This window comes from Polycyclovorans algicola TG408, from assembly GCF_000711245.1.
In the GTDB taxonomy this organism is placed as follows: Bacteria; Pseudomonadota; Gammaproteobacteria; order Nevskiales; family Nevskiaceae; genus Polycyclovorans; species Polycyclovorans algicola.
Map to the genome: position 1 here is coordinate 3564230 of NZ_JOMH01000001.1, position 26909 is coordinate 3591138.

30 protein-coding genes are annotated in these 26909 nt (G+C 59.8%); 18 read left to right on the forward strand and 12 right to left on the reverse strand.

Annotation, left to right across the window (positions count from 1 at the left end):
• Positions 1-503: 503 nt before the first annotated feature.
• Positions 504-920 carry a hypothetical protein gene (locus U741_RS0116935; RefSeq protein WP_029891632.1) on the reverse strand — a complete coding sequence of 139 codons (417 nt, stop codon included), beginning with the start codon at positions 918-920 and terminating at the stop codon, positions 504-506.
• A gap of 28 nt (positions 921-948) precedes the next feature.
• On the reverse strand, positions 949-1107 hold the full coding sequence (locus U741_RS19455; protein ID WP_161776267.1) for a hypothetical protein: 159 nt from the start codon (positions 1105-1107) through the stop codon (positions 949-951).
• 782 nt (positions 1108-1889) lie between these two features.
• Between U741_RS19455 and U741_RS0116945 the strand changes: the two genes are divergently transcribed.
• A complete protein-coding gene (locus tag U741_RS0116945; protein ID WP_152551662.1) occupies positions 1890-2129 on the forward strand; it encodes a hypothetical protein in 240 nt (79 codons plus the stop codon).
• A 46-nt stretch (positions 2130-2175) separates the two neighbouring features.
• Here the strand turns inward: U741_RS0116945 and U741_RS0116950 are convergent, their stop codons facing one another.
• The 3 genes from U741_RS0116950 to U741_RS0116960 form a co-directional block, all read right to left on the reverse strand.
• Complete coding sequence (locus U741_RS0116950) at positions 2176-2874, reverse strand: hypothetical protein (protein ID WP_084154977.1); 699 nt, start codon at positions 2872-2874, stop codon at positions 2176-2178.
• Between the two features lie 28 nt (positions 2875-2902).
• Positions 2903-4249, reverse strand: a complete 1347-nt coding sequence (locus tag U741_RS0116955; RefSeq protein ID WP_084154979.1) for a Y-family DNA polymerase — start codon at positions 4247-4249, stop codon at positions 2903-2905.
• An 89-nt stretch (positions 4250-4338) separates the two neighbouring features.
• Entirely contained in the window at positions 4339-4797 is a 459-nt protein-coding gene (locus tag U741_RS0116960) for a LexA family protein (RefSeq protein WP_200872753.1), read from the reverse strand.
• A 637-nt stretch (positions 4798-5434) separates the two neighbouring features.
• Between U741_RS0116960 and U741_RS19090 the strand changes: the two genes are divergently transcribed.
• From U741_RS19090 to U741_RS0116980, 3 genes are all read left to right on the forward strand, one after another.
• Complete coding sequence (locus U741_RS19090; protein ID WP_161776269.1) at positions 5435-6184, forward strand: endonuclease; 750 nt, start codon at positions 5435-5437, stop codon at positions 6182-6184.
• Between the two features lie 129 nt (positions 6185-6313).
• Positions 6314-6499, forward strand: coding sequence for an H-NS family histone-like protein (locus tag U741_RS0116975; RefSeq protein WP_029891639.1), 186 nt, complete (start codon positions 6314-6316; stop codon positions 6497-6499).
• Between the two features lie 90 nt (positions 6500-6589).
• Complete coding sequence (locus U741_RS0116980) at positions 6590-7222, forward strand: SOS response-associated peptidase (protein ID WP_029891640.1); 633 nt, start codon at positions 6590-6592, stop codon at positions 7220-7222.
• Positions 7223-8122: 900 nt separating this feature from the next.
• Here U741_RS0116980 and U741_RS19095 read toward each other — a convergent pair.
• Positions 8123-9052, reverse strand: a complete 930-nt coding sequence (locus tag U741_RS19095; RefSeq protein WP_084154983.1) for a putative molybdenum carrier protein — start codon at positions 9050-9052, stop codon at positions 8123-8125.
• The gene (locus U741_RS0116990; protein ID WP_029891642.1) at positions 9049-10773 is read right to left on the reverse strand and encodes an immunity protein CdiI family protein; all 1725 of its coding nucleotides are present in this window, start codon (positions 10771-10773) and stop codon (positions 9049-9051) included. The genes U741_RS19095 and U741_RS0116990 overlap by 4 nt, the downstream gene beginning before the upstream one ends.
• Positions 10774-10868: 95 nt before the next feature.
• Here U741_RS0116990 and U741_RS0116995 point away from each other — a divergent pair, with 95 nt between their 5' ends.
• The 5 genes from U741_RS0116995 (at position 10869) to U741_RS19105 (ending at position 14591) form a co-directional block, all read left to right on the forward strand.
• The gene (locus U741_RS0116995) at positions 10869-11219 is read left to right on the forward strand and encodes a helix-turn-helix domain-containing protein (RefSeq protein WP_029891643.1); all 351 of its coding nucleotides are present in this window, start codon (positions 10869-10871) and stop codon (positions 11217-11219) included.
• The gene (locus tag U741_RS0117000) at positions 11203-12210 is read left to right on the forward strand and encodes a hypothetical protein (protein ID WP_152551663.1); all 1008 of its coding nucleotides are present in this window, start codon (positions 11203-11205) and stop codon (positions 12208-12210) included. Before U741_RS0116995 ends, U741_RS0117000 begins: the two co-directional genes overlap by 17 nt.
• 116 nt (positions 12211-12326) lie before the next feature.
• Positions 12327-13868: a hypothetical protein gene (locus U741_RS0117005; protein ID WP_029891645.1), complete on the forward strand. Its 1542-nt coding sequence runs from the start codon at positions 12327-12329 to the stop codon at positions 13866-13868.
• Positions 13869-13950: 82 nt separating this feature from the next.
• The gene (locus U741_RS19100; RefSeq protein ID WP_084154985.1) at positions 13951-14277 is read left to right on the forward strand and encodes a VOC family protein; all 327 of its coding nucleotides are present in this window, start codon (positions 13951-13953) and stop codon (positions 14275-14277) included.
• Positions 14278-14381: 104 nt separating this feature from the next.
• Entirely contained in the window at positions 14382-14591 is a 210-nt protein-coding gene (locus U741_RS19105; RefSeq protein WP_084154987.1) for a hypothetical protein, read from the forward strand.
• A 466-nt stretch (positions 14592-15057) separates the two neighbouring features.
• Here U741_RS19105 and U741_RS0117015 read toward each other — a convergent pair whose 3' ends face one another.
• Together U741_RS0117015 and cadR are read right to left on the reverse strand one after the other, a co-directional pair.
• Positions 15058-15387, reverse strand: coding sequence for a YnfA family protein (locus tag U741_RS0117015; RefSeq protein WP_029891647.1), 330 nt, complete (start codon positions 15385-15387; stop codon positions 15058-15060).
• Positions 15387-15848 (reverse strand): Cd(II)/Pb(II)-responsive transcriptional regulator, encoded by a 462-nt coding sequence (gene cadR / locus U741_RS0117020; RefSeq protein WP_052378933.1) that lies wholly within the window; start codon positions 15846-15848, stop codon positions 15387-15389. The genes U741_RS0117015 and cadR overlap by 1 nt, the downstream gene beginning before the upstream one ends.
• A 74-nt stretch (positions 15849-15922) precedes the next feature.
• Here cadR and U741_RS0117025 point away from each other — a divergent pair, with 74 nt between their 5' ends.
• From U741_RS0117025 to U741_RS0117060, 8 genes are read left to right on the forward strand one after another with little or no spacing between them, the layout of a single operon-like run.
• A complete protein-coding gene (locus U741_RS0117025) occupies positions 15923-16564 on the forward strand; it encodes a cation efflux transmembrane domain-containing protein (RefSeq protein ID WP_029891649.1) in 642 nt (213 codons plus the stop codon).
• The gene (locus U741_RS0117030) at positions 16551-16847 is read left to right on the forward strand and encodes a hypothetical protein (RefSeq protein ID WP_029891650.1); all 297 of its coding nucleotides are present in this window, start codon (positions 16551-16553) and stop codon (positions 16845-16847) included. The genes U741_RS0117025 and U741_RS0117030 overlap by 14 nt, the downstream gene beginning before the upstream one ends.
• A gap of 8 nt (positions 16848-16855) precedes the next feature.
• Positions 16856-17245, forward strand: a complete 390-nt coding sequence (locus U741_RS0117035) for a hypothetical protein (protein ID WP_235200599.1) — start codon at positions 16856-16858, stop codon at positions 17243-17245.
• A gap of 57 nt (positions 17246-17302) precedes the next feature.
• Entirely contained in the window at positions 17303-18559 is a 1257-nt protein-coding gene (locus tag U741_RS0117040) for a TolC family protein (protein ID WP_052378934.1), read from the forward strand.
• A 14-nt stretch (positions 18560-18573) separates the two neighbouring features.
• Positions 18574-19728 (forward strand): efflux RND transporter periplasmic adaptor subunit, encoded by a 1155-nt coding sequence (locus tag U741_RS0117045; RefSeq protein WP_052378935.1) that lies wholly within the window; start codon positions 18574-18576, stop codon positions 19726-19728.
• Complete coding sequence (locus tag U741_RS0117050) at positions 19718-20350, forward strand: cation efflux transmembrane domain-containing protein (RefSeq protein WP_052378936.1); 633 nt, start codon at positions 19718-19720, stop codon at positions 20348-20350. The genes U741_RS0117045 and U741_RS0117050 overlap by 11 nt, the downstream gene beginning before the upstream one ends.
• Complete coding sequence (locus U741_RS0117055) at positions 20343-23492, forward strand: efflux RND transporter permease subunit (protein ID WP_052378937.1); 3150 nt, start codon at positions 20343-20345, stop codon at positions 23490-23492. The genes U741_RS0117050 and U741_RS0117055 overlap by 8 nt, the downstream gene beginning before the upstream one ends.
• A complete protein-coding gene (locus U741_RS0117060) occupies positions 23489-24820 on the forward strand; it encodes a fatty acid desaturase (protein ID WP_084154989.1) in 1332 nt (443 codons plus the stop codon). The genes U741_RS0117055 and U741_RS0117060 overlap by 4 nt, the downstream gene beginning before the upstream one ends.
• A gap of 303 nt (positions 24821-25123) precedes the next feature.
• Here U741_RS0117060 and U741_RS19365 read toward each other — a convergent pair whose 3' ends face one another.
• Complete coding sequence (locus tag U741_RS19365; protein ID WP_152551664.1) at positions 25124-25588, reverse strand: hypothetical protein; 465 nt, start codon at positions 25586-25588, stop codon at positions 25124-25126.
• A gap of 333 nt (positions 25589-25921) precedes the next feature.
• Here U741_RS19365 and U741_RS0117075 point away from each other — a divergent pair, with 333 nt between their 5' ends.
• Positions 25922-26137: a hypothetical protein gene (locus U741_RS0117075; RefSeq protein WP_029891657.1), complete on the forward strand. Its 216-nt coding sequence runs from the start codon at positions 25922-25924 to the stop codon at positions 26135-26137.
• Positions 26138-26244: 107 nt separating this feature from the next.
• Here U741_RS0117075 and U741_RS0117080 read toward each other — a convergent pair whose 3' ends face one another.
• Both U741_RS0117080 and U741_RS0117085 read right to left on the reverse strand, forming a co-directional pair.
• The gene (locus U741_RS0117080) at positions 26245-26646 is read right to left on the reverse strand and encodes a type II toxin-antitoxin system VapC family toxin (protein WP_200872754.1); all 402 of its coding nucleotides are present in this window, start codon (positions 26644-26646) and stop codon (positions 26245-26247) included.
• Positions 26643-26909, reverse strand: a complete 267-nt coding sequence (locus tag U741_RS0117085; RefSeq protein WP_029891659.1) for an AbrB/MazE/SpoVT family DNA-binding domain-containing protein — start codon at positions 26907-26909, stop codon at positions 26643-26645. Before U741_RS0117085 ends, U741_RS0117080 begins: the two co-directional genes overlap by 4 nt.

Below are 26909 nucleotides of genomic sequence, written 5' to 3' on the forward strand. Positions count from 1 at the left end.
ACCCTTAGTATTCAAACTTTACGTGTAAAGGCCAACTCTCACTCACCTGACCAAGGGAGTCGCCATCGAACCCATCGGTCATGTAGACGAATTCCCCATCGTCATCATCGGCTTTTTTGATGAGCTCCACCCCCTTCTCTGTAAGAGTGAACGAATCCTCGTCATCTGAAAAGGCGCCACAGATTCCCATCATCTCATTGAAGATTTCAGAGTGCTCATGCTCTTCGATGTCATCGAACTCCAGAACACTTTCTTCATCATTTTCAACATCGATGAAGAAGAATCCACTCTCGTGCTCTCCCCCACCAATGAATCAAAAATAGGCTCCTACGATCAAATTGCCATCTTCACCCTCAACATCTTTATACGCAATAGCAGTGTGAAATTGTTTATCTGATGTGGCTCGCAAATACAGTTCCATAAATTCTCCTGAAATTAATGTCATGAATGAACTGGAGTGCAGGTTTCCTGCACTTTCCTCTCAAACCGGCTCGGGGCAAACACTAAGATATCTTTGGTTTTTTAACACTTGCCTCAAGAACCTTAAAGCCGTCTCCAGATGGAAAGCTTTCACCGAGTATCCAGAACTGCTCTACCTCAACCTGAAGCCCACCACCCTTGAACTTATCCAACACAGCTTTGGGGACATTAGCTATGAACACCCCACCTGCTGAGACTGTTAGGGAACTCCCATTCAACAACCAACCGAGAGATCCCGCTACCGCATCATCGGGCTTAATCGACGCATAGCCAACAATTTCACTGGCATTACCTTCCCTCAGAGCAATGCTCAGGGAGACAGCCTTCAACTTAAATCTTGTCGCCTCCTCGAGCTTCTGCGGGTTAGAAAAAATATCGACAACCTCTTTCTCAACCTGCTCTGAGCCCTGACCGACAATATTCAAATATATCTTTGGCATGTTTTGTTCCGCTCGAAATAGAATTGGGTCAGATCAAACCTTCATTTTCAAGTTTCTCGACCAGATCCTCGTCAGTGATCAAGGCCATTCCGCCAATCTGCTTTACAACGTCCTCAGGGGATATGCCATTCTCAATGCAGGCGTTGTACCAATTGCCGAAGATTTCGTTAGCCTCATCATGCGTCATATCACACTCCTTGTTGGAACTGCATCAATGATTTACCGCTTTATTTGCTTTACATCGAAGATTACGTTAGCAACTCGCCATCAAAGTAAACATCCACATCGGGAAGTTCTATTGCATTTATAGAAAGCGAGAGCGTGCATCCGCTGGGCTCGCAATCCGAATTTATTTCTTCTGTAGTTTTTCGTCCGATCGATTCTTGCCAAACTCGCGTTAAACCCGGTGAGAGTCGGATCACTGCGCTGCCATTAGATTCAATGATGAGGGTCGCTTTATTTTTTTCTTTCATCTTTTGTCAGCCATTTAGAGAATGGTTACAGCCAAGGACCTCAATTCACGGGCTTATATATAACTCCGCGACTTGAAGCGCCCAGATGCGGCGTGTCGTTCGGTTGGCACGCCTGTGCCTTCTGGATACTCCGACAAGATGGCCGACATGCTGATCTCGTCAACGGATTGTTGCAGCAGACCCAAAGCATTGACGACCATCGCTGTAATCACGGCAATTTAGCGGTGTAGATTCATGCCATCACGATCCCATGCTGCCACGTCAAAAATGGTCGTGCCTTGCCAATCGGCACGTACCTTGATTGGCTGGCCAAGCCTTGAGCGTTGCTGGCCCATGTATAGACGACTCAAGCCGTAGCTACAGTGCTAACGGTCGCAGAGCTAACCGCGCCATTGAGCTACCCGACTTTACCCTGAACGACGCAGTCATTGCGATATCGGTTGATGGCGATTCACCGTGACACATCAAACGGTTCTTAACTGCATCCCCCACTGCGTTGAACACCGCCATCAAGGTCGAGTGTCGCGAACTAATGGGGAGTGTGATGGTGACTTCTGCCGACCGTCGCGACGACAGTGCGGTCAACAAGAAGCGCCACGCGATCTGTGAACGGATCGAAGAGGGTGAGCTGACCCTCGATGAAGGCATCGCGCTCTTTGAAGAGGAGCGAGATCGCTGGCGTTCCCGAACCCGCCTGCGTAAGCAGATCGAGTCGTCAGGGTTTGCTGCTGGATAGTCTGGTGTCCGGCTAATCGGTTGCGGTGTCCTGCGGTTTGCCTTCATCACAACATCTCCCCCCGAAACCGCTGCGACCTGTACGGCGTGGCCTTGGCCAGACTCATCCACGTCGATACGGTCGGTATGAACGGCTCCGCTCTCGGTGCTGCTCTCACTGTCATGAGCCTGTCGCCTTCCTCGACCATTACCCCGCAGCACTCCGGAATCTCTTCTGGCTTTGCGATGCCTGCCGCCAGCACGTAGATGCACTGTCCGGCAGCGGCCAGATAGCCCTGATGCTTCGCGGACTTTTTGAGGTCACCCAACAGATCAGCCCGCCGGACCTTCACCTCAAAGATGATCGGTTCGAGGTACTTCTCTGAAGTGGTTTTCCGAATCGAGAACACATCCGGTTTCGAGTGCTGCCAGTCCTCACCGGGTTTGCTGAGCAGAGTCAGGTCCAGGTAGGCAATACGGCCTTGTTCGATCTGATGCTCTGCCACTTTTCTGACCAGCGCCTCATGGGCGTCATAGGCCGCCCGGTTGGTGTTCAGTGATTCGGCCAGCACCTGCATGCCGGTATCACTGACCCTCAGGTACTCGGGTCGACCTTCCGGATTGATCCGCTCCAGCAGCCCTGCGGCGATCAGGTCGATTTCGATGGTATCGAGGCATGGCCATCCTGCAGATCGGTATATCTGCCGCAGGCGTTGCAGGTGAATGCGCTTGAGGTTGTGCGTGTGTATGGCCTGATCACTCGTCACTCGATGCTTCTGGTGTGATGGTTTTTGCTCACTGCACAGTCGGCAGCGACCGCCAATCCGTCGTGTACGCCGCCGACAGGTTGCCGCGCTTCATGCTCCAAGTCTTGTGGATGCCGGCACCGGCCGTTTGCAGCGTGCGGCTGCCGTAGCGGCGATTGATGGTGTCCAGCGTGGCGTTCAGCCGTTCCCGCTTCTCTCGGCCTGCCGTGTCCTCGAACAGCGTGATCTGCCGCTCGGTTCTGGGGCTGAGATCGCTGAGCATGATCGATGCCTTCTGGTAGACGAAGCCCTCCCGGTAGAGCTGCCTGAGCATTCGCACGGCGTACTGACCTAGCACCAGCGTGTCGTCAGTGGCCTCTGCCAGCTTGCAGCTGAGGGCCTTGTGGTACTGCGGCGTATCGGGCTTGAAGGGATTGGTGCGAATGCCCACCTGCAGCATCCCGGCAATGGAGCCCTGCGCCCGCAGCTTCTCGGCCGCACGGGCCAGATAGGTCAGCACGGCCTCCCTGAGGTCTGCCTCAGAAGTGACCTGCTTGCCGAAGCTGCGGGAGGACAGGATCTGCTGCTTCTTCGGTGACAGCTCTTCAAGGTCGAGACAGCTGATGCCGTTCAACTCATTGACGGTGCGTTCCAGCACCACGGAGAAGTGAGATCGAATCCGCTTGGGGTTGGCATCCTTCAGATCCTGCACGGTGTGGATGCCCATGGCCTTCAGCTGGGCAGTGAGTCTTCCGCCCACACCCCAGACCTCGCCGACATCCAGTGAGGACAGCCAGTGCTGCTGTTCGTCACTGGAGCGGGATTCCAGATCAAAGCTCCCTGCCCATTGAGGGTTCTTCTTGGCGATGTGGTTTGCGAGCTTGGCGCGGGTCTTGGTGGAACCGACACCAACGCAGACGGTGAGACCCGTCCACTGCTGAATCCTATTGCGGATGAGCAGGCCATGATCTCGAAGGGAGGTGGTGATCAATCCCATCCCGGAGAAATCGAGGAAACACTCGTCGATGGAGTAGACCTCTTGTCTGGGTGCCATGCCCCCGAGGATGGTCATCACCCTGTGACTCATATCGGCATACAGGGTGTAGTTGCTGGACAGGGCCTGCAGTCCCTGAGCCTTCAGCTCTCTGGGTACCTGATGCCAAGGCTGGCCCATCTTGATACCCATGGCCTTGGCTTCAGCAGAGCGGGCCACCACGCAACCGTCGTTGTTCGACAGCACCACCAGCGGCTTACCGGCGAGCCGGGGATCGAACACCGCCTCACAACTGCAGTAGAAGTTGTTGACATCGACGAGGGCAAAACGAGTTTGCGGCCCTGGCCGCGATCTGGTCACGAGGCCGTCTGTGTCGATGCTGGATGGGGTGATCTTGTCCATGACGAGGGAGGCTATCGGGCACCTGTCTCAAACCGTGAGACGCCGAGCGAGCAACGCAACACCCCGTCTGAGCCGCTACCGCCGCTGGCCTAGAACCGCCGCACTGAGCCGGTAACCACACCCCACAGCGTGCAGTCCTCAGCCTGGTCGAGATACAGAATCGGGTACTCATCCCGCAGGGCGGCATTCTCGGACACCAGCGCCAGGCGCCCACCGGCCAGCCTTGAGAGCCGCTTCACATACAGATCACCGGAATAGCTGGCCACAACGATGTGCCCCGGTCGCGGGTCGATAGATCGATCCACCGACAGGACATCGCCCTCGAAGACCTTGGCATCGACCATCGACTCACCACGCACCCGGACGAAGAAGGTTGCTGGCGGGTTACGAACCATCAGCTCGTTCAGATCGAGAGTCTCCTCGACGTAGTCAGCCGCTGGTGAGGGAAAGCCCGCCTGCGGAGACGGCGAGGCAATCAGCGGCAGGCGCTGTGCCATGGGTTCGGGATGGGCAACGCCTAGATGCGCCGCATTGGCACTTCTGCGCATGACATATCGCGGCGTGTCGGCGATGGCAGAGAGGTGCAACGGCTGCATGGGGATGACCAGAGAAACGGGGACTGACTGGATGTACAGTCTCACGGCTGCCGCTGCCGAACAAGGTGTCACAGCGGCCGACCCTCGCTAAATCAGCCCCGGCGGTCAGTCGGCCTACCTGCTCTTAAGCAACCGCCACAGTTAAACAGGACAATAGCGTCCTCCCGATCCTGTTCCCGAGTCGGTGCGCCCCGGCGCCGACTTGATCCCCATGCCCAAAAGAAAAACCAAGGCTGCAACGCCGAGGCGTCGCAGCCGTAAGGCGGCGCCTGTCCGACACGGACCATCGCGCATTGCGCGAGTCATTCCTGTGCTGTGGGTGGTGTTTGTGATCGTGGTGGCGACGGCGTTCGTGCGTTCCGAGCCGGGGTCGGCGTGGGCGCAGCGGACGCTGACAGCGCTCACGACTGATGCGCAGATTGATCGGGCTGCGGACACCACCTCAACGCCTGAGACGAGATCGGTTGCGGCAGAAGCGCCAGCCCCGGCAGCAACTGCACGACCAGTCCCCAAACCGACAGCGCGTCCAAGCCCCGCGCCAACCTCGCGACCGTCGACAAAGTCCAGTCCAACGCCAACGTCAGAAGCCATGACGGCTGCTGCGCCCGCCGCTGCAAAGGTGGTTACGCCAACTGCTGTGGCCAAGCCCACGACCAGCCCCGCGCCTCAGGACATCATCCTGGAAGCCAAGGGCTTTCCCACCAGCTTCGACGCCGCCAAGCGTCTGCTCGAAAGGGATGTGTATTTCGACGTACGCACCGACCGTTATTGCGGCTGCTCTTTCGATCGATCCCTCACTGTCGATGTGAAGTCCTGCCCAATGCGGACAGCGCTGTACCAAGACCTTCAGGACAGCATTGAGTGGGAGCATGTCGTTCCGGCTTCCGATTTCGGTCGTCAGCGTGCCTGTTGGCGCAATCCCCCGTCAGGCACCTCTGGACGCGATCACTGCGGCAGAGTCGATAAGACCTTCCGGATGATGGAGGCCGATCCGCACAACCTGATTCCGGTGATCGGAGCATTGAACCGAATCCGCTCCAATCATCGCTTTGGGATGGTTGCTTCAGGAACAGAGGACCCGGTGGTTCTCGGGTGCGGGTTCCGGGTCGCCAGAGCCGACGGCGGTCGCTTCATCGAGCCGCCGGATCTGGTCAAGGGCAAGATCGCCCGGATCTATTTCTACATGGAAGACCGCTACGGCCATCGCATTGGTCGTTCACAGCGCCGGGTGTTTGATGCCTGGAACCGGCAGTTTCCGCCGGATGCCTTCGAGATCGAACGTGACCAGCGGCTGGCCAAGGCCATCGGGGTTTCCAACCCGTTTGTGGCGTTGTACTGAGCGCCGGGTTGGCTGACGATGGAATCAACAACCAACTTGTCTGGTTGAGCAGTTGCGCGGCTGTAAGCCGTACCCGGACCAGCCCTGACCAACCAGGCTGAATTGATCTTGCCCCCATTAAAGGATCGTATGACCGCGACACCCCTCAGTTACAAAGAGCTGCAGGAACGCATTGCAGCCCTCGAAGCACAGGCCCGGATGATCAAGGCCGTAGAACGCAAGCAGAAGGTCCTCGATATCCTCGAACAGATGGACAGCAACGGCATCACCATCGCCGATCTCCGGAAGTGGAAACGCGACCGCAACGCGGACTGATGTCCTGGTAGAGGTGCCATGATCGGCTGTGGCGACGCTTCAGGTGCCACATAGTCGTAGTAAGCCAGCCAGACCGGGAGGCAACCGATCATGTGCGCCAACTTCCAACCGCCGCCGCTCGAAACCCTGCTGGCGTGGGGTTTCGACATTGCTGAGGGCGCGCAGTACAAATCCGAGGTGTATCCGGGTCAGGTGGCGCCGATCCTCACGAGTAGCGATCCAAACCGGATTCATCTCGCCTGCTTTGGGCTGGTCCCGCATTGGGCGCAGCCCAAGTTGGCACGGATGACCTACAACGCCCGATCAGAAACCGTGTCCAGCAAACCCAGCTTCAGATCGGCCTGGCGCAACGGGCAGTTGGCGGCCATCCCGGTGCAATGCTTCTATGAGCCCAACTACGAGACTGGAAAGGCTGTTCGTCACGCCATCAAACGCAAGGACGGACAACCTTTCTGGCTTGCAGGACTGTGGGAGCGGCGGATGGATGATCCGGGACCCACGCGGATGTCCTTCACACTACTGACGCTGGCCGCTGCAGGGCATCCCATCATGGCCAGGATGCATGGACCCGAAGATGAGAAGCGGTCGGTGGTGGTGTTGGGGGACGACACCAGGTCGGATTGGCTCAGGGCGCAGCGAGCCACGGATCGACAGGGGTTTATCGAGCTTTTTGACGGCAGCGAGTTCGTGGACGAGGCGGCGGCGCGAGCTGGGTCGCCGTGAACCCATCACTGACTGGGCACGGTCGCATGCGGCCTCAACATGAAGTTCGATCGGTTATTGACGAGCAAATAAGTTGAGTGGCCGACCAAATCTGGCTACTGCGGCAAGTCCAGACGTAGCTTCGCTGGTGTGATGCTGTCCATCGCGGAGGTGATGTTTGCGGGCCTAGCTGACCACGTTCAGCCGCACGGTTAGCCCGACGGTGAGACCCGTCGCATCAAGAAGCAAACTAAGAGCTGAAAGTTCAAGCGGCGGTTGGGGAATTGGGGAGCGTGCATCCGGAAAATCTCCACAGCCTCATCGGCGCCGCCAAACTCAACGGCATTAATCCCTAAGCCTATCTACGCCACGTCCTCGAACGCATTGCCGACCATCCCATCCACATGCTCGACGGACTGCGGCCATCGAAGATCCACAACAACATCCCTCTTCTCAACGCTTGATCATTACCGCAGCGTCAAGATGGTGGACGGTTACGCATGGAAGAAAGCACCCGCTGGGAACAATGCCAAAGACCCTGTCCGTACGTCCGGGAACACCAGCGGGATTGGGACGATTTTGGCCCATCGCTACGCTATTGGTCAATTGCACGGAGAGCTGATCTGGAGTGGTCGAAGCGCCAGCCTGAGCCTTGTTTCCCAGTCTGGCCGGCCCCTTTCGAGTACCGCCACCACTACTCAACCTTCGACGAGTCGGTCCACCGTGACTGAGCTACCGGGCGAGGCCAGAAACCTCAATGTCGAACCGGCCTCAAGAAACTCTTGCGGACCAAACCAGCCCTGCAAGTACGCCAGAAACCGCTTCTGGCGTCAAATCGATCTCATCCGCAGGTGTCATGTCTGATTTGGAGCCCGTCTCGGGCATTTCTCTTTGCGGAGGGGCCTGCGCAGAGTTTTCGGGTCACTCTGAAACGAGCGACTCCTGCATGACCTCAAGCAGTTGTCGGGTCAGGCGGTAGATGCCGGGTCGTTTCGATTCACGCGGGCCGGCAACGTTCAAGATTTGAATTCCGTGCCTGCGCAGCCAGGCAACTACGGCGAGTGCGTTGTGCGCGTGAACACCGTCATCAGCTTGCAGAACCAGGCAAGGTTTGCCCAACTTCTGCGCGAAGACTTTTGTGGCGTAGGTGCCGTCGCTGAGTTCACCAATATTAACGATCAGCGTGCCGTCGCTGTCTGCCACATTTCGGCGGGTCCGCTGCCGGTAGCCGCCATCAGTGACTTCTGTGAGCTGGTACTTCAGGGCGATGGCGCCGTCCTCTGCTGCGCGCCCGCGTGGCGCCCAGCCACCGTGGACATAACGATGCAGGATTGCAAAATCCAGGGCTGCGCGATCAGCCCCTGTCTGACCGCCAGAAATGATCTTCTCGCAAAAGCGGACAGGTTCCTTGTCGGCATTTCGATGCACGGCAAGCGGCTTGAAGTTGCCGATGCGCTCAATTTCAGTGCGCTCATCAACTCGATGATTGGGGTCTTCAACGGGTTTTTCGTAAATCACGCGATAGGCGCTACCGACCTCCTCCTTCAACCATTGAGATAGCTGCAGCCCGCGGGCATGGAAGACGCGCCAGTCCCAGTCGGCGTCATCGAATTCGGCGGTAAAGAATGATGTCCGGTCAAAATCAATAGCCCAGTCAGCGAACTTCCGCCATAGTCCTTCTGACATTGGGAACGAGGGGTCCCAAGAGCTGCCATCACAAATATTTGGGCCGACCCCGTCTCGCCCCCCATCGCGACTGATCCACAGAAATGGCGCATTTCCATACTCCGCCATAACCGTAAGGATGGGGACCTCCGTGTTGGTGGGACCGGTTCGGTTGTCGTCATTCATTTCGAAGCACCAATGACCGAGTCGTCCCCACTTCGGTCAGCTTGGTCCTGAAGTGCCTCCTGCAATGCCTCGGTGAGTTCCACGGCCTTCTGGCGATGGCGCTCCCACCATTCATCGCTGCCCACATGGTTTGGGGGATCAAAGGTTGCGTCGTACTCGTATTGCCAGCGCGCGATTTGCTGAATCAGGGAGAACGGGAGATCAACAAGGTCGTACGGCAGCATTTTCCCATCCAAGGTCCAGAGCCCGCTGCTACCGAAGTCGCACTCGATCCGGATGCCGCTGAGGCGCCGCGTGAACGCACTGCGTTGATTCTGTCGCACAGCAACGCGCTCAGCAGCACCTCGCTGCGCTAGGGAGGTTTTGGGGTTGTTCAATTGCCGTCGATCAACATAGAAGTACTGACACTTGATGCCCAATTCGAGGCTGAGCCAAAGCAAATCCTCCACGTCATCTGGAAGCATCAAGTCGAAACCGGATGATGGAGTCCGTTCATTGGCAATCACGCAAAGTTCATCCGCAAGCGCAAGTGTTTCCAGCGGTTCTTTCAGCGACTTTCCCTTTTGGTAACGGAAGCCCGAGGTTCGGCAGTTGCGCGTCGCCTTATCGATCCACTCCTCGGTGGCCAATGACTGCGGCGCCACGATGCAAACGTCCATGTTGATCTTCTGCTCCAGAAGCCATTCAGCAACATTCCTTGATTCCGGTGTTGAGAAAACGATGACGAGACGTTTGCGCGTTTCAGGGGGCACGTACTCGAAGCGACATATCAAGGGGTCCAGCCCATAGAAAGCACAGTTCATCTTGTACGGATGGCGATATGCAGTCGGCTCGATGAGTGCTGCTTTGAGCTCTTCCACGTCCCTGCCACCGCTGATCTTGAGCAGGTAGCGCACATACGCAGACTCGGGTTTCGTGCTGCAGCACCAATGAAGCAGCAGAAACCGATGTGCCGCATCGTCGTCGTGGTCACAGCGAGGATCTGCGAAGTAGTACACCGCCTCACCAAGCGCTCGCTCCAGAGCCAATGCGGGCGCCCGTATGGACTCGCGCCAGCGCCAGATCGGCCTTCGAACATCATTCCAGTTGTCGAAATCCCCCTCTTCTGGCCATGGCGGTCCGGGCACGAACTCAATCATTGCTTGGGGTGGCGCAACGGGTGGCAGCGTCTCCAGCGACCAGCCACTTTCAGGACTGTCTGGTCCTCGGAATATGGCGGCGTGTCGCGTCACTTCAGCGGCCTTCTCTATGAAATCAAGCAAGTCGCGGGGAACAAGTACAGGCCCGGTGGTTGATCCGCAGACCGCTTTCAGGCTGCTCTTCGCAGAATGGACACTCTCGCCGTCTGCGAGGTGCTCATTGCGAAGCCACGACACAAATTTTTGAACGGGGATGCATTCATCGGGATCTGGATCAAAAAAATCGAAAGGAACGATCCAGAGGTCTTCACCTAGATCACTTCGCATTCGGCCTACTGCTTCCTGGGCGCTCCATGTCGCGTCCTGCTCGGCGAGTCCTTGCCCCAGAAGGAGCACTTCGAGGGCCTTTCGTGGATTGACAAAGGGCGTGCCGCGCATCCCCGCCGGGGGCTCGATCAAGTTGATCGTGTGGCGCCACTGATTTTCGTTTGGCCCCTCAACGATGCCGCTCAGGCAGGCGATTCTCGCTGGGCTCAGCCCCGATACGGGGAGCGCGTCCATCAGCCTTTCAATGTTGATCATCTCTCTTCCTCGGGAGGCTCTTGCATTGAGTGTCGCCATGATGGCGAATCGGTCGCAGTTGCTAAATTGCGTGTTCTGTGTACCATACACTACACATGACATTTGGCACCCATCTACGTCGTCGCCGTGAGTCCTGTCGCCTTCAGGATCGCCGCTTCTCCTTGCGTCAGGTTGCGCAGAGAGTCGGCGTAGAGCCCGCATACCTGTCAAAGATTGAGCGGGATGAATTCCCGCCTCCCGGCGAGGAGACAGTTCGCAAGCTGGCTCGCGAGGTCGGGGAGGACGAAGACATCTTGTTGGCGATGGCAGGGAAAGTATCGACCGACCTGCTCCAGATCATTCGCCGTCGTCCCAAGCTGTTTGCGACGCTGATCAGATCGCTAAAAGACTTGCCGGATGACGCGCTACTGACGATTGTGAGAGAGGTTGATGATGGTGAATGGTGAAACCGAACGTGGCGTTACCCTGAATCTCGACGAAATATCCTTTCGCTTTCAGGATCTTCACAGTCAGGCAGTCTTCAAGCTCGGCATTCAGCGCACGCTGAAGGTTGCTGACGACGGGCGTGAGTACGACTTGCCGGCCGGTCTTGGTCGTTTCCCAGTCGTACCGGTGCGTGAATGTGCCAACCCTACTGCCCAGATGCGGGTCCGCAAGGGCGTCGCCATCCCGATGTGGCCATCCGAGGCCGCGTGGCTGTCCTTTGAAGCGGAATATCCATTTCTACTGATGATTGCAGCCGGCAAGATCAATGCCGTGACCGGTGAGTCATGGCAGGACGGCATCAACACGAATAACCAGAATTTCATTGTTGTTCCCGCTCAGCCCTGGTTGGATGGATTCCGTGTCGATCCTCGTACTGTGCGGCAGTTTGTGGCAACGAAGCTGGGCGCCGGTGCAACGGTCGAAGAGCAGTTGACGGGTCAGGCCGAGTGGGGCGGGCTTCAGATCAAGGTAGTACCGATGAAGCCCGCATTTCACTGGCGGCAGATTGGTCGAGAACGTTTTGAGGCCAAGGTCCGTCGCGACATGGAGCGCAGGTTGCGAGGAGACCGGATCGGTGTTGATGAACACACTCCGTACAACGAAATTGCGTTTTCTCGATCCGGTCAGGCCGATTCGGAGATGGGAATGGCGGCTGGCGGAAAGATTCGGCAAGCCATCGAGAAAGATCCATATGGTCCGCGGGCATGGATGGAGGATCTGTCATTGCGTTGCTTTTTTCATCTGGTCGATGCGCGCGTTTGGGAGCATGTCGCCGGTAGGCCCTGCCCCACTGCGCCGATCTCTGAAGACGAGTACCGCAAGCGGGGCATTCCATGGTTCAGGCACTACGAAGCGGCGGCACTGACCACACCGACTTCGCTCGCCGGAATCAGGGGCCTTGATAGCTTTAACCCGACCTCACATACCGTAATAGAAAGTGAGGACCTCTAGGGGCAATGCCGCTGACCTATCCCAGGCAACGCCAACGGGCCGTTCGCGATAGCGGGTCGAACTGTTACTCCAGACCCCTGCGACTACCGAACGGGCTGGATCTGATCCTTACAGACATGCGCGCGGAGGAGCGGGTCTTCTTTGGGCGGGCCCTGCCTCCAGGAACCAATACGGTCGCCCCCCTTCTGCACCTTCTCGACATTGCCTATACGGAAAGCGGTGGCGCTGACTACAGGATTCCGGGGAAGAGTGCCGCTCAATGGCTGGCGGATGTCAGGCTAGGAGGTGGCTCCTTCCCTGACGACGCCGGCGCGTGGATCAACGCCGTCGTTACGGAGTTGCTCAGTAAACGCGACTATCGGGACCTTATGAGGGAGGAAGTCATTGCCCGCAAGGTTGAGTTGCCCCCCTTTGAATCGCGTCTGCAGTGGATGGTCGAGCGGCACATGCCGGACCACCTGACCTCCGGGCAATGGCTGGGAACCCTACAGGGACTCGCAACAAAGGGCTACAGCAGCGAGGAGCTCTCACGGTCAGGTCTGCTGGACTGGCTATCCAGCCATCCACAAAGTCAACGGCTTGCGCGTCAGCAACTTCTCGATCAGATCGATCTGGATTCGATTCGTCCCGAAGTAGTGACGGAGGTTCGCCGAGAGTTCCGCGCCCGATCAGGCTGGTCCTTGGTAGACGACGGATCGTCCGGCACCTTTCCAGCTTTCGCGGGACTGCCTTCAAAGCGCGGATGTCCAGCGCAGTCACAGTACTACAAACATCTGGCGCTCGGATGGCAAGTCCATCACCTCAAGTATCAGGACCTCATCTCCAACTTGGAAGGAACGTGGGTTGTTCTTGACCATGAGGGGCAATGGGCACACCGTGACGCGGTGTACTTCTGCCGGCCGCAGGACGCGCTTTCATACGCCGAATTCCGGATGAGCGAGGTTTTTAGTGGATGGTCGAAAGATCTGGATCAGCCACAATGGAATCATTACGCACTGCCATCAGATTACGATCGGAACTATCGCGAATACGTTATTCGCCTTCCGAACTATGACTACTGTTACTGGCCAATTCACTTCAACGTGCAGAATGGCCTGGCGCACCTAAGGACTTCAAAGCGCTACACCCAATCGGGCAAGCGAATCCTTTTGGTTGAGGAGCTACAGAGTGATTGGATGATTGACGTGACGCAGATCGGCATCGATCCGCCTCCGTTGAAGAAGGATTGGCAACTTCTTGCGGTCAAGGCGGCCCTGGCCGTTGCACAGAGAGAAGGTCTGTCCGGAGTTGCCTTCATAAGTCAGCAGATGGTCGATAAATTATGGTTCAAAGAACGGCCGCCGCAGCAGCTGTATGCCCGAGTCATACCCCAGCAGGTAGAGCGGTTGGCTAGGGCACTTTCACTGCCGATTTCGCACGAGGTCATCGCACTGAGCACGAGAGATGTTGCTGGAGGATGCGACAATCCAAAATCAGCCCGTGTCAGCCCGATAAGAGCCCACGTCCGCGTTGAAGACCCTAACAAAGAAACGCGCCTTATGCTCAGCGATTTGCAAGGTATTGATACCCAATGCCTCACCATTGCAGTGAGTGACCTGCCAACCATTCGCCGCATTCCTATTTGGGGTGTCGGTGATCGCAGCTTCTGGTGCCACTGACCTGCCCCATATTGGATGACGGATTTTAGGTGCAGAGTTGCATTAACGGTCTACGATCTGATTGATAACATAGAGACCGCACATGAAGAAATTCCACATTTCCCTCGGAGTGGAGAGCATCGAGGTGACGGTTCACGACTACACGCAGCGCCTTGGTCAACCTCCAGACTTGGTTGTACCTGGTGAGTACGCCCTGTGGCGTACTGCCCATCTCAACTTCTCTGTCCGAAAATCTGACGCTGTATCCTCCGGGAAGCTCCGACACTTGGGATGGGAGACTAATGACGCGAATTCCTTCACCAGCGATACCGACTGCAACGGAATTCTGTGGGAGCGATTTTCTGCAGAGATACAGGCACGAGAAATTGAAGAGCTTTGGCCATGTACAGGCAAACCAACACTGTCATGATCAATCTCAAGCACAAATACAATGCTGGAATTCACCCAGCGCGGCACACTATTTGCTGTTCTGGGAAGGTCCATCCAGCATGCACCGAGAAATGCGAGGTAGCGATGAGCAAGGAAATCAGGTACGAGATGAAGGTAAGTCAATCCATCAACGATGCCCTAGGTCGCATCGCGGCAGAGACAAGCAGCAGCAAAGGCGAGATATTGACTAAAGCGCTGAACCTGCTGATCTTTGCTCGTGACCAGCATAAAAACGGAAGGCAGATCGCGGCTGTAGAGAACGGGCAGGTGGTGACGGAGGTTGTTGGCATGTAGGTACCACAGACAACCGTGAGGATGAAGATCGTAGCTAGCGGGGCGTTTCGTGTTGAACTAGATGGAGCCTCGGCAATCGGCGGACCTGATGCTGCCCATCAACCTAATCGGTCCACACCATTCAGCTTCCATGGCAGGATCGCCGCGGTTGGTGATACGGATGTCATCAGTATGGGCTCGTGGGCTGATCGAGAAAGTCGAACAAGTAGTGTGCTCGGCAAAGGGGCCTCACAAATAGCTAGTGGAAGCCCGAGAGCCTCAAAACGCGGCAGAGGATCCCGCGATGTTGAAGATGCGTTGACCTGGCGGTTTAGTGCCATTTGCTGCCACTCGCGAACATCCGGTCTGGGCCGACCGAATGTCGACGAAGCGATACGACCGATTGTTGGCAAGAGACATCAGGCCCATTCCCTTTGCCAACAATAGTTTGGTGCGCGGCGTCGATTGGGCGAGCGGTTCCCCGGTCTCAACGAAAAGATGCCGCTACAAGGATGCTGCAGCCCAGCGCGATGGTGCCGACGCCGGCCACATCGAAAACGGTCGGCGTTACGCGATCCACGATCCACAGCCACGCCAGCGCGGTGCAGGTATACACACCGCCGTAAGCCGCATACACGCGACCCGATTCCGCGGGGTGTCGCGTCAACAACCACGCGAAGGCCATGAGGCTGAGCGCGGCGCCTGCAAGCACCCAAAGACTGGCACCGCGCTTGGCCCACAGCAGCACCAGATAGCAGCCGACGATTTCCGCGACGGCAGTCAGAACAAACAGTCCCAGCGTGGTCGTCCAGCTCATTAATGGCCCCTGTTCGGTCCATGCACGCCGGCACGGCGAGATGCCGTTCGGGATTTCGTGGGCGTGGCCAGGCCTTGCAAGATGCCGCATTCCTTCGACGTGCCCGGCGCGTCGCAGCGTGCGCGCAGGTCCTTGAGCTGGCCCTGCAGGCTGCGCAACACGCGGATGCGTTCGGCGACGTGGCCGATGTGTTCGTCGAGCACGGTGTTGACCTCGGCGCAGCCCCGCTCCGGCGCGTCACGCAGTCGCAGCAGGTTGCGGATTTCCTCGTGGGTCATGTCCAGCGCCCGGCAGTGCAGGATGAATCCCAGTCGCTGGCGCTCGGCGTCCGAGTAAAGACGGTAGTTGCCCTCGCTGCGGGCAGGCTGCGGTAGCAGCCCCTCCTTCTCGTAATAGCGGATGGTCTCGATGGCGACCGACAGATGACTCGCCAGCTCACCGATGCGGTAGGTCTTGGGCATGTGCTGCTCCGGGGCTTGACCCTGAAGTTACTACAGGCTGTCCAATACGGTCCATCGTCCACGTCGGGATTCCGATGGCTATTGATTTCTGTGCTTCCAATTGTGCCTCGAACGTGCTGGTTCCGCCGCGCTATCGCCGAGTGCTGTGGATCGCGTTATGCGTGAACCTGGCGATGTTCGGGGTGGAGCTGGCGGCTGGCTGGGGAGCGGGCTCGGTCTCACTGCTGGCCGACGCCGTGGACTTCTTTGGCGATGCCGCGAACTATGCGGTGTCGCTGTTCGTGCTGTCGATGGGGCTGGCCGCTCGCGCCCGCACGGCACTGCTCAAGGGGCTGTTCATGGGCGGCTATGGCGTCTATGTCCTGGGTCATGCGAGCTGGAACGCGCTGCACGGGGTGGTGCCAGAGCCGCTGACGATGGGCCTCGTCGGTGGCCTGGCCCTAGTCGCGAACCTGAGCGTGGCCTGGCTGCTATACGCCTACCGCGAGGGGGATGCCAACATGCGCTCCGTGTGGCTGTGCTCACGCAACGACGCCATCGGTAATGTCGCGGTGATGATGGCGGCGGTGGGCGTCGTTGGAACTGGTACTGCCTGGCCGGATCTCACCGTAGCGGTCGGGATGGGCCTACTGGGCCTCTGTGCCGCGCGGCAGGTCATTGCGCAGGCACGCGTTGAACTTGCATCGACCCGGGAGGTGCGCCGTGCTCACGCCTGAATTGACCTATACGGCCTTGCTGATCGTGCAGGCCCTGCATCTGCTGCATCACCGTCTGATCAAGCGACACATCAGCTCTGCGGAAGTGGTGTCGGCGGCGGTGCTGTGCGTACCGCCCACGGTCGCGATCCCCGTCGGCCTGCTGATGGGCACGCACCTGACGCTGATCGCCGTGCAAATCGTCGACAGCGTGTGGGTTCGGACGCTGTCGCCGAGCTGGTCGTCGTCGCCCGGCGATCCGCGCGCCCTGAATGCTGTCCCTTCCGTGATAGCCTCTCAGTGATGACCCGCATGCCCGCCATCTGGTTGCTGTGCCTCGGCCTCGCGCTGACGCGGATGCTCGGTCTGCACGCGCACGCCTGTGCTGGCCTGGAAAGCGCGGGCCACGAGCACGAGGCGCCGCACTACGCTGACGCGGGGCTCCTGTTCGGCGAGTTCCACGTTGATGATCATCCCGACAACCTGGAATTGGAACTTTCGGCGGCGCTGTCGCCGGCCCAGTTCCAGCTCGACCTGAGCGCCGACGAACCTGTGCTGCACTCAGCCGACATCGCCGATCCTGTCGCGGCCTCGGGCGGACTGACGGTGCTCACCGCGCGCGGACCGCCCGACGCGCACGAAACCCGACCGCCTCACTTCGCACCGCCGCTGCGCGGTCCGCCCTCGATCTCCCTCGCCTGAACCCACCCCTTGCCCTGATCCCAGGGCATCCGTTCACGCTGCACGGGAGTTCCCCTCATGTTTCGATTCACCGCCACCGGGCGCTTCGCGCTCGCGGCACTGCTGGCTTTTGGCGCGGCCAGTGCCGCGCTTGCAGCCGAGGTCCCTCTGACCTTGCGCGAAGCGTTATCACGCACGTTGCAATCCAATCCAGACCTAGCGGCCTATCAATACGTACTCAAGGCGCAAGACGGCCTCGTCACACAGGCGGGCCTGAAGCCGAACCCCAGGCTGACGGCCGATCTGGAGAACGTGCTCGGCACCGGCGACACCAGCGGCTTCGATGCTGCCGAACTCACCATTGGGCTGAGCCAGTTGATCGAACTGGACGGCCTGCGCGACAAGCGCGTCGCCAGTGCCCGCCTGGAACGTGAAGGCCTTGAAGTTGAGGGCCACATAGCGCGCCTGGACTTGCTGGCCGAAACGGCCAGACGATTCGTCTCGTTGGTCAGCCAGCAAGAGGAACATCGTCTCGCACATCTGGCTGTGGAGCTTGCAGACAAGACTGCGGCAGCGGTGAAGCGCCGCGTGGAAGCAGCCAAATCGCCCGAGGCGGAGCTGGATCGGGCGGCTGTGGCACTCGAACGCGCCCGCATCGCCGATGCACATGCCGAGCACGAACTGCTCGCCGCGCGCTCCGATCTGGCGGCGTCCTGGGGCGCGGCGATGCCTGATTTCACCGAGGCTGCGGCCGACCTTTACCAGCTTCCCGAGATTGCGCCGTATCCGGATCTGCTCACTGCGCTGGAACGCACGCCTGATCTGACGCGCTACCTGAGCCAGGCCCGTCTGCGTGAATCGGAAATTACGCTGGCGCTGGCCAGCCGCCGCCCGGGCATCGAGATCGGTGCGGGCCTGCGCCGGCAGCAAGCGGTCAGGGACACCGCGCTGGTTTTTTCGGTGGGCATCCCGCTGCTGACTTCTGATCGCAACCAGGGCCGCATCGCCGCAGCCGAGGCACTCAGGGACGGCGCCGAAGCGCAACGCATTGCAGCGCTGGTGAATGCGCGGGCCCAACTGTTCCGCAATCATCGCGAGCTGCTTGACCTGCGGCAGCAGGTGTCCGCGCTGCGCGAGCGTGCCCTGCCCCAGATTGAGGCCGCGCTCAAGAAGACCGAATACGCCTACGAGCGTGGACGCTACAGCTACCTCGAACTGGTGGACGCACAGCGCGAGCTGGTGGCGGTGCGCGACAGCCTGATTGATGCAGCCACCGCCTACCACCTGACCCTGATTGAAATCGAACGGCTCAGCGGCCTGGCCGCCAGCCGCTAAAGGATCGCTCCACCATGAAGACCATCACCTACTCCGCCTTATTACTGACGCTCGGGCTTGCCCTGACGGCCTGCGGTAAGCCGAATGAACCCGCCCACACCGACGAGGAAGGGCACGCTCACGATGACGCGAAGAGTCATTCCGAGGCCGAGCCGCACAACGAAAGCGAAGGCCATCACGAAGGAGATCGCCACGAGTCAGCAGGCGAAGCCAACCACACTGACGAAAAAGGCCATGCCCACGATGACGCGGAGGGCCATTCGGAGAGTGATCCCCACAACGAGCGGGAGGATCACAGCGAGGGGGATCGCCACGAACAAGGCGAAAGCGGCCACACCGAGGAAGAAGGCCATGCCGAAGCGCTGAACCTCAGCGCTGAGGCCCGCGCGGCCGCAGGCCTGGTGATTGCACCCGCCGGGCCCGCGATGTTGAGGGAAACCCTTTCTCTCTATGGCGTGGTCAAGCCCAATCCCGAACGCGTGGCCAGTGTCACGGCCCGTTTTCCCGGCATGGTTCGCAGCGTCAATGTGCAGATCGGAGACACCGTCAAACGCGGCCAGTCACTGGCCACCGTCGAAAGCAACGAGAGCTTGCAGGTCTACACCGTCAGCAGTCCACAGGGGGGTGTGGTGACTGAACGATTCACCAATCCCGGTGAGCAGGTTCAGGGTCAGCCGCTGTTTACAGTGGTGGATCTGTCCACAGTGTGGGTTGAGTTGTCGCTGTTCCCGCGAGATCGATCTCTTGTGAAAGTGGGCCAGAACGCTCGGGTGCAGACCGCCGACCGGGGATCGACCAGCGAGGGCCGTATCGTGTTCGTGTCACCGCTCTCAGTCAGTGCCACACAGAGCCTCACTGCGCGGGTCGAGCTGGAGAACGCTGACGGCCGTTGGGCCCCAGGTCTTTACGTACAGGCCGAGGTGGCCATCGGCGAGGCTCAGCTTGCGCTGGCCGTGCCGGAAGTCGCCCTGCAGGAGCTGGAGGGTCGGACGTCCGTATTTGTCGAAGACGCTGGCGGATTTGAATCACGGGTCGTAAAGACAGGCCGCCGTGACGGCGACGTTGTCGAGATTCTGGACGGCCTCACGGCGGGTGAAGCGGTGGTGGGTGAGGGCAGCTTTGTGCTCAAGGCAGAGTTGGGCAAGGGGGAGGCCGAGCATGGGCACTGATCATCAACCAGCCATTGATGCAAACGACCATGCGCAGCGAAAGGTGCTGCTCTGGGTTCTGGTGCTCAATGCCGGGTTAGGGGTCACGCTCCTGATCGGCGGACTTGCTTCAGATTCCAGCAGTCTCATCGCCAATTCTCTAGACAATTTTTCCGACGCCGTGGCCTACGCCGTCAGTTTCCTCGCGGTGACGCGGGGTGCCCGGTGGAAGGCGGCGGCTGCCGCGATCACGGGGGTCATGCTTCTGCTGCTGGCCGGAGGTGTGATTGTTGACGCGCTGCGCCGCTTTGTCAGCGGCTCCGAGCCCTTGGGCATGTCCATGATGATGCTCGCTGCGGTCGCTGTTGCCATCAATGTCCTATGCGTCAAATTGCTCCGCAGCCATCGGGGAGAGGACGTTAATCTGCGCGCGGCGTGGACGATGAGCCTCAACGACTTCGTCTCCAATTTCGGCATTTTCGCTGCGGGTGGACTGGTGCTGGTCGTCGGCAGCAACTGGCCAGATCTGGCCGTCGCTTTTTGCATTGCATTGGTCGCCGTTTACGGCGGCATCAGCACCCTTCGCGACGCTGCGCAGACGCAGCGCGCCGCGAGCTCCAACAAAGGACACGCTCATGATTGAAGCCATTCTGCGCTTCGCCATCGCTCGTCGCGGCGTGGTGATGACCCTCATGCTCGCGCTCATTGCGCTGGGCATCTACAACTACCAGCGCCTGCCGATTGATGCGGTCCCCGACATCACCAATGTCCAGGTGCAGATCAACACCTCTGCCCCCGGCTACACGCCGCTGGAAGTTGAACAACGCATCACCATCCCCATCGAGACTGCAATTACCGGCCTGCCGGACCTGGATTACCGGCGCTCGCTATCGCGCTATGGCCTCTCACAGGTAACCGTGGCGTTCAAGGAGGGGACTGATCTCTATTTTGCCCGCCAGCTCATCAACGAGCGCCTTCAGCAAGTCCGTAACCGCCTGCCCGATGGGGTGGAGCCCGCGATGGGGCCCATCGCGACAGGCCTCGGTGAAATTTTTCTCTACACCGTCGAGGCCGATCCTGATGCGCGGCAGCCAGACGGCAGCCCTTACGACGCCACTGCGCTGCGCACCCTCCAGGATTGGGTGATCCGTCTGCAGTTGTTGCAGGTGCCAGGCGTCACCGAGGTGAACTCCATCGGCGGCTACGCCAAGCAGTTTCACGTGCAGCCCGATCCGGCGCGTCTGCTGTCCTACGGTCTGACCTTCGAAGACGTGGTGCAGGCAGTGGAACGCAACAATGCGAACCAGGGCGCGGGTTACCTCGAACGCAACAAGGAGCAACTGCTGGTCCGCATCCCTGGCCGGGTGAGCGGCATTGGTGATCTGAGTCGCCTGGTCATTGCGACGCGCGACGGTCAGCCGATCACCATTGCGGACGTGGCCGAGGTCGCGCTGGGCAAGGAACTGCGCACCGGTGCCGCCACGCGCGATGGCCACGAAACCGTCCTGGGGACGGCAGTGATGCTGGTTGGCGAGAACAGCCGCGCCGTTGCAAAGGCGGTCGCCGAGCGCCTGGTCAAGGTCAACGAGTCACTACCTGATGGCGTGCGAGCGGTGCCGGCTTACGACCGCACCGTGCTGGTCGACAAGGCCATCGCCACCGTGCAAAAGAACCTGCTGGAAGGCGCGCTGCTGGTGGTCGTCATCCTGTTCCTGCTGCTGGGCAATCTGCGTGCGGCCCTGCTCACGGCGCTGGTGATTCCGCTGGCCATGCTCATGACCATCACCGGCATGGTGGAGACCCAGGTCTCTGCCAACCTGATGAGCCTGGGCGCGCTGGACTTCGGCCTGATCGTGGACGGCGCGGTGATCATTGTCGAGAACTGCCTGCGGCGACTCTCCCAACAGAGTCTGGAAGGCGCGACCCTGAGTCTGAAGGAGCGCATGGAAACGGTTTACGACGCGACCGCCGAAGTCATCCGGCCCAGCCTGTTTGGCGTGTTCATCATCACCGCCGTTTACCTGCCGATCTTCGCGCTCGAAGGCGTGGAAGGAAAGATGTTCCACCCCATGGCGCAAACCGTGGTGATGGCGCTGATCTCCGCGCTGTTCCTGTCGGTGACCTTTGTGCCGGCCGGCGTGGCGCTGCTGTTCCGTGGTCCGGTGAAGGAAAAGCACAACGTGATCCTGCATGCCGCACGTCGCGGCTACGAGCCGCTGCTGCGGTTTGCGCTCAAGGCGCGCGTTGCATTTGTGGTCGGTGCGGTCGTGCTGGTACTGGCCTGCGGCTGGCTTGCCACACGCCTGGGCAGCGAATTCGTGCCCAGTCTTAACGAGGGTGACATCGCGGTGCAAGCGCTACGCATCCCGGCCACCGGGCTGACGCAGTCGGTGGAATTCCAGAAGCAGATCGAAACCCGCCTGCTGAAATTCCCCGAGGTGCTCACCGCCTTCGCCCGCACCGGGACGGCCGAGGTGGCCACTGATGCGATGCCGCAGAACATCTCCGATGGCTACGTGATGTTGAAGCCGCGCGACCAGTGGCCAGATCCAGGCAAGCTCAAGTCGGACCTAGAAGCGGAGATGCAGACGGCGCTAGAACAAATCCCGGGCAATGCCTATGAGATGAGTCAGCCGATCCAGTTGCGCTTCAACGAGCTGATCACCGGTGTTCGCTCGGACTTTGCAGTCAAGCTCTACGGCGATGATCTGGATCTGATGCTCAGCACCGGCAACCAACTTGCCCAGGCGGTACGCGACGTCGACGGTGCTGCTGACGTGAAGGTCGAGCAGGTCGCAGGGCTGCCCGTTCTTTCAGTGATGCCGCGCCGCGATGCACTGGCCCGCTACGGGCTGACCATTTCGGAAGTGCAGGCTGTTGTTGCCACCGCGCTCGGCGGTCGCGAGGTCGGCTCGGTGTTCGAGGGCGATGCACGCTTCGATATTGTGGTCCGCCTGCCGGAAGCGCTGAGACAGGATTTGCGCGCCCTGCAGAGGTTGCCAGTCCCTTTACCCCAAGGCGGCCACGTGCCGCTACAGGAAGTGGCGAGGCTGGACATGGCTCCCGGTCCGAACCAGGTCAGTCGCGAAGACGGCAAGCGACGGATCGTGGTCACTGCCAATGTGCGTGGGCGTGATCTGGGCAGTTTTGTGGCCGATGCGCAGGCCGCCATCGCGCAGGTGAATGTGCCGCCGGGGTACTGGCTGGACTACGGCGGCACCTTCGAGCAACTGCAGTCGGCGTCCAAACGCCTGTCCATCGTGGTGCCGGTCACGTTGGCGCTGATCCTCGGGCTGCTGGTGCTGGCCTTCGGCTCCATCCGTGACGCACTGGTGATCTTCAGCGGCGTGCCGCTGGCGCTGACCGGCGGCGTGCTTGCGCTGTGGCTGCGCGGCATCCCGTTATCGATCTCGGCGGGCGTCGGCTTCATCGCCCTATCCGGCGTCGCCGTGCTCAACGGCCTGGTGATGGTCAGCTTCATCCGTAGCCTGATGGGAGAGGGCAAGTCACTGGACGACGCGATCATCGAGGGCGCACTGACCCGTCTGCGGCCGGTGCTGATGACCGCGCTGGTGGCCAGCCTCGGCTTCGTGCCGATGGCGCTCAACGTCGGCACCGGCGCGGAGGTGCAGCGTCCGCTGGCCACGGTGGTGATCGGCGGGATCATTTCCTCAACGCTGCTGACCCTGCTGGTGCTGCCGGGGCTGTTCCGCATGGCGCATCGGCGCGAGGCCAGGGCCGTGCTCGCTCCACCGGCCACACCTGTTTCGGAGAGCGCAGCATGAACCTCGGCAAGGATCTCGGCTGGCAGGCGGGCATCTCCATCGTTGGTGTTGCCGTGCTGCTTGTGCTCGGCGTGATTGCGATGGAGAGCTACACGCTGCTGATTCAACGGGTGCCGGAATCGGCGCTGCGCGGGCCGCATGTGCTGTTCGACGCCGCCGTGCTGCTGCTCGCGCTGCTGCTGCTGGATCGCGCCCATGCAACGCCGCGCGCAGCGGACGGGCGCGGTGCCGCTGGCGTCGTGCCGGCCCCGGCGATGCCGTCGCCCCGGTCCGGCACGCGCACGCTCGTCGCGCGTTTCGCCCGTAGTGACGACCGCCGCGCGTCGCTGCAGGTGGCGAGCACGCTGATCCCGCTGGGCCTGCTGTGGTGGCTGGTGGCGGTGGGTCACGGCTGGGCGGTGGTGCTCGCCGTGCCGGTGATGAGCCTGTTCCTGCTGCGCGCGTTTGCACTGATGCACGACTGCGGCCATCGCAGCCTGTTCCGGCGCGGCGCGCTCAATGCCGCCTGCGGCTTTGTGTTCGGCGTGCTCACCGGCATGCCGCAATACGTATGGTCGCGGCATCACGCCTATCACCACGCCACCAACGGCAACTGGTCGAAGTACCGCGGGCCGCTGGGCACGCTGTCGCTGGAGGAGTTCGCGCAGATGAGCCCGGCGCGCCAGCAGCAGTACCGGCGTGCGCGCTGGGTCGGCATGGCACCGCTCGCCGGCCTGATGTACCTGGTGGTCAACCCGCGCCTGAACTGGCTGCGTGGCTGCGCGGCGCTGCTCGTGCATCTTCTGCGCGGTGGCATCGCGCAACCGCAGGTCGGCTGGCGCGCACAGGCGCGCGTGTTCCGAACCCGCCATTGGGCATCAGCGGCAGAGTTCCGCCACATGAGCCTCAACAACCTCGCTCTGCTCGGACTCTGGGCGGCGATGTCCAGCCTGATCGGGGCCTCGCTGTTCTTCACGGTCTATCTGCTGGCCACCGCGCTGGCGGGTGCGGCAGGCATCGTGCTGTTCACCGTCCAGCACAACTTCGACCAGGCCTATGCCAGCGACGATCAGGGCTGGGACTACGAAACCGCTGCGCTCCACGGCACCAGCTTCCTTGTGCTGCCGGGCTGGCTGAACTGGTTCACCGCCGACATCGGCTACCATCATGTTCATCACCTGTGCGCGCGCATCCCGAACTACCGGCTGGCCGCCTGTCACGCGGCGCATGCCGAGCGGTTCACCGAGGTGCGCCGCCTGAGTCTGGCCGACGTACTGCCCTCACTGCGCTGCCTGCTCTGGGATCGTGAGGTGCGGCGCATCGTGTCCATCGACCGCGGCGCGCGATGAGCGCGGGGCACGCCCACGGACGCAGCGCCAGCGAACGCGCGACGTGGATCGCGTTCGCACTCACCGGCGGCTTCATGCTGGCCGAAGTCGCGAACGTGTGCTGAGCGGCCATTTGTTCAGCATCGCGAATGACAGGTTTGGGCTGAGAGCTGCCATTCCCGATTTTTCTTAGATCCTACTGACCCAGAATCACTGGGCATCTGAGGATAGTAATATGAACCGCCCCGTGTTTCGTGGAGGCCCTTGGGTTAAGTCATGCTGCCATCGTAACAATGGACGTCATCGTTGACAGAGGTGGTGAATCTATCCATCCGGTCCCTCCATCAATTCGTCCATGAGTTCCTCGATCAGTGAAATGATGCCCTTGAAAGTTTCAGGCGTCAGCACGCTCATCTCGGGGCTCAGCTTGTGTTCGACAAGCAATTTCTCGAGCGACTTGAACATGCCATGTGTTTCTTCTGGCACCACCAAATTGATCTGTTTTTTGCCGACCGCCGCAAGTTTTGCGCGCTTTTTTGCCTGATACTTCGCAGAACTCGATTTCTGAACTTCTGCGGTAAAGTGGGTAACCGTTTCACCCGACTTGCTCGGTATAATGCGAATCGTTCCTTCATATTTGGTCCCGCCAGATACTTGCGGCGTCGGCGTTTCGGCCGAGGTGTCCTGCGGGTTGTCACTGGACTGGGGCGGGATCTCGTTGGCAGCGTCGCTCTGGCCGCATTGATCTGCGAGTGGTCGGATTAATAAAGCTTTAGATTTTCGCGTCATGGTCGATCTCAAATGATTGACGGCGCGCAGGGATAAGTCAGACGGGCATCAAGAGATGCCGACGACAATCGCTGTAGCCGAGGGAGGATTGGGGGCGCGAAGCAAGCGCGCCTGACGTAGGCAGCTCGAAATAGCTGCTGCCGCTGGAGGCGAAACAGCGTTAGCTGTTCACCTCGGAATCAACTAGTTGTGACTAGTTGATTTGCTCCTGTCATTTTTGATCGAAAAGACCACGATCTGACGATACACAGATTTTTCAAGAAAGCAAGTGGCTGACCTACGTTCCCCTAATTGTGTTGGAATTCAACCACAAAACCGTCGTATCCCGTCGTCATGGAAACCACAACCATCATTGGCCTCGCGATCTTCGCCGCCTACATGCTCGCCGTTCTTGGTCCGCTCAGTTTGGCGGTGTTCTTCCACGGTGCGTGCCAACCGGTAGCGGCAGATGTGCGTTCAGGTGATTGCAACAGGGCCAGACCTGAAGCCGAGCACGCATTGAAACGCACGCCCAAGACGGAATACGACCCCGAGACAGGTTCGCTGTGACTGGCCGCATCAGGGGGCCAAGTCTGATCACGCCATCGTCATGCCAATGGACTGATCGTTGATCTGGACCCTGAATGAAACATCTCTAATCCAGGGTCCGCGGGGCGCTAGGGCAGCCGAAGCTTGCGGGTTTGCAATGACCCAGCCTTCTTGACCAACTTCCGGTCAAAACTGGCGAACTGTGTTGCAGGGCCAGACAGCGCCAGATGGAGCGCGTCAGCAAAGTCGAGCCCTGCCCGGTAGCCATTCAGGGATTCTGAGACAGCCTCAGGCTCTGCCATTTGCACCTGCGGCAGTCCCAGGAATGCAAGCAGATGGTCGGCGATATCTTGTGAGGTGCAGCCATAACCGCTTCGCAACACCCATTCGCATTCCAGTAGCACGGTCGACGTCACCCAAACTGGCCCCGCAGCAATTAATGCCTTCGCGCGCCGAGCCTGCGCGGGGTCGTCGGCCATCAAAAAACGTACGATGACATTAGTGTCCAGCGCCACCAGTTCGCGATTCATCGCCGGCGCGCCGCCTCCGTCTGCACGGCCTCGTCCATCTGCTTGAGCGACAGACGCCGCCCCTTACCCGTGCCCCTGCCGATACCAAACACATCGTCGAGGCGGGTGGGCGCAAACACGGGCGCCGACGACAGGGGCGATAGCAGTACGCCCTCAGGCAGTTCCTTTACTTCAAACACGGTGCCTGCTGCCCAACCATGCGCATTGCGCACCCGCTGCGGCAGCACCAATTGGCCCTTGCTGGACAGTTGTGCGGTTTCCAT

Coding starts and splice junctions, on each gene's coding strand:
- U741_RS0116935 (WP_029891632.1), bottom strand. CDS start 920: ATGCCAAAGATATATTTGAATATTGTCGGTCAGGGCTCAGAGCAGGTT.
- U741_RS19455 (WP_161776267.1), bottom strand. CDS start 1,107: ATGACGCATGATGAGGCTAACGAAATCTTCGGCAATTGGTACAACGCC.
- U741_RS0116955 (WP_084154979.1), bottom strand. CDS start 4,249: ATGGACAAGATCACCCCATCCAGCATCGACACAGACGGCCTCGTGACC.
- U741_RS0116960 (WP_200872753.1), bottom strand. CDS start 4,797: ATGCGCAGAAGTGCCAATGCGGCGCATCTAGGCGTTGCCCATCCCGAA.
- U741_RS19090 (WP_161776269.1), top strand. CDS start 5,435: ATGACGGCTGCTGCGCCCGCCGCTGCAAAGGTGGTTACGCCAACTGCT.
- U741_RS0116975 (WP_029891639.1), top strand. CDS start 6,314: ATGACCGCGACACCCCTCAGTTACAAAGAGCTGCAGGAACGCATTGCA.
- U741_RS0116980 (WP_029891640.1), top strand. CDS start 6,590: ATGTGCGCCAACTTCCAACCGCCGCCGCTCGAAACCCTGCTGGCGTGG.
- U741_RS19095 (WP_084154983.1), bottom strand. CDS start 9,052: ATGAATGACGACAACCGAACCGGTCCCACCAACACGGAGGTCCCCATC.
- U741_RS0116990 (WP_029891642.1), bottom strand. CDS start 10,773: ATGATCAACATTGAAAGGCTGATGGACGCGCTCCCCGTATCGGGGCTG.
- U741_RS0116995 (WP_029891643.1), top strand. CDS start 10,869: ATGACATTTGGCACCCATCTACGTCGTCGCCGTGAGTCCTGTCGCCTT.
- U741_RS0117000 (WP_152551663.1), top strand. CDS start 11,203: ATGATGGTGAATGGTGAAACCGAACGTGGCGTTACCCTGAATCTCGAC.
- U741_RS0117005 (WP_029891645.1), top strand. CDS start 12,327: ATGCGCGCGGAGGAGCGGGTCTTCTTTGGGCGGGCCCTGCCTCCAGGA.
- U741_RS19100 (WP_084154985.1), top strand. CDS start 13,951: ATGAAGAAATTCCACATTTCCCTCGGAGTGGAGAGCATCGAGGTGACG.
- U741_RS19105 (WP_084154987.1), top strand. CDS start 14,382: ATGAGCAAGGAAATCAGGTACGAGATGAAGGTAAGTCAATCCATCAAC.
- U741_RS0117015 (WP_029891647.1), bottom strand. CDS start 15,387: ATGAGCTGGACGACCACGCTGGGACTGTTTGTTCTGACTGCCGTCGCG.
- cadR (WP_052378933.1), bottom strand. CDS start 15,848: ATGCCCAAGACCTACCGCATCGGTGAGCTGGCGAGTCATCTGTCGGTC.
- U741_RS0117025 (WP_029891649.1), top strand. CDS start 15,923: ATGGCTATTGATTTCTGTGCTTCCAATTGTGCCTCGAACGTGCTGGTT.
- U741_RS0117035 (WP_235200599.1), top strand. CDS start 16,856: ATGCCCGCCATCTGGTTGCTGTGCCTCGGCCTCGCGCTGACGCGGATG.
- U741_RS0117040 (WP_052378934.1), top strand. CDS start 17,303: ATGTTTCGATTCACCGCCACCGGGCGCTTCGCGCTCGCGGCACTGCTG.
- U741_RS0117045 (WP_052378935.1), top strand. CDS start 18,574: ATGAAGACCATCACCTACTCCGCCTTATTACTGACGCTCGGGCTTGCC.
- U741_RS0117050 (WP_052378936.1), top strand. CDS start 19,718: ATGGGCACTGATCATCAACCAGCCATTGATGCAAACGACCATGCGCAG.
- U741_RS0117055 (WP_052378937.1), top strand. CDS start 20,343: ATGATTGAAGCCATTCTGCGCTTCGCCATCGCTCGTCGCGGCGTGGTG.
- U741_RS0117060 (WP_084154989.1), top strand. CDS start 23,489: ATGAACCTCGGCAAGGATCTCGGCTGGCAGGCGGGCATCTCCATCGTT.
- U741_RS19365 (WP_152551664.1), bottom strand. CDS start 25,588: ATGACGCGAAAATCTAAAGCTTTATTAATCCGACCACTCGCAGATCAA.
- U741_RS0117075 (WP_029891657.1), top strand. CDS start 25,922: ATGGAAACCACAACCATCATTGGCCTCGCGATCTTCGCCGCCTACATG.
- U741_RS0117080 (WP_200872754.1), bottom strand. CDS start 26,646: ATGAATCGCGAACTGGTGGCGCTGGACACTAATGTCATCGTACGTTTT.
- U741_RS0117085 (WP_029891659.1), bottom strand. CDS start 26,909: ATGGAAACCGCACAACTGTCCAGCAAGGGCCAATTGGTGCTGCCGCAG.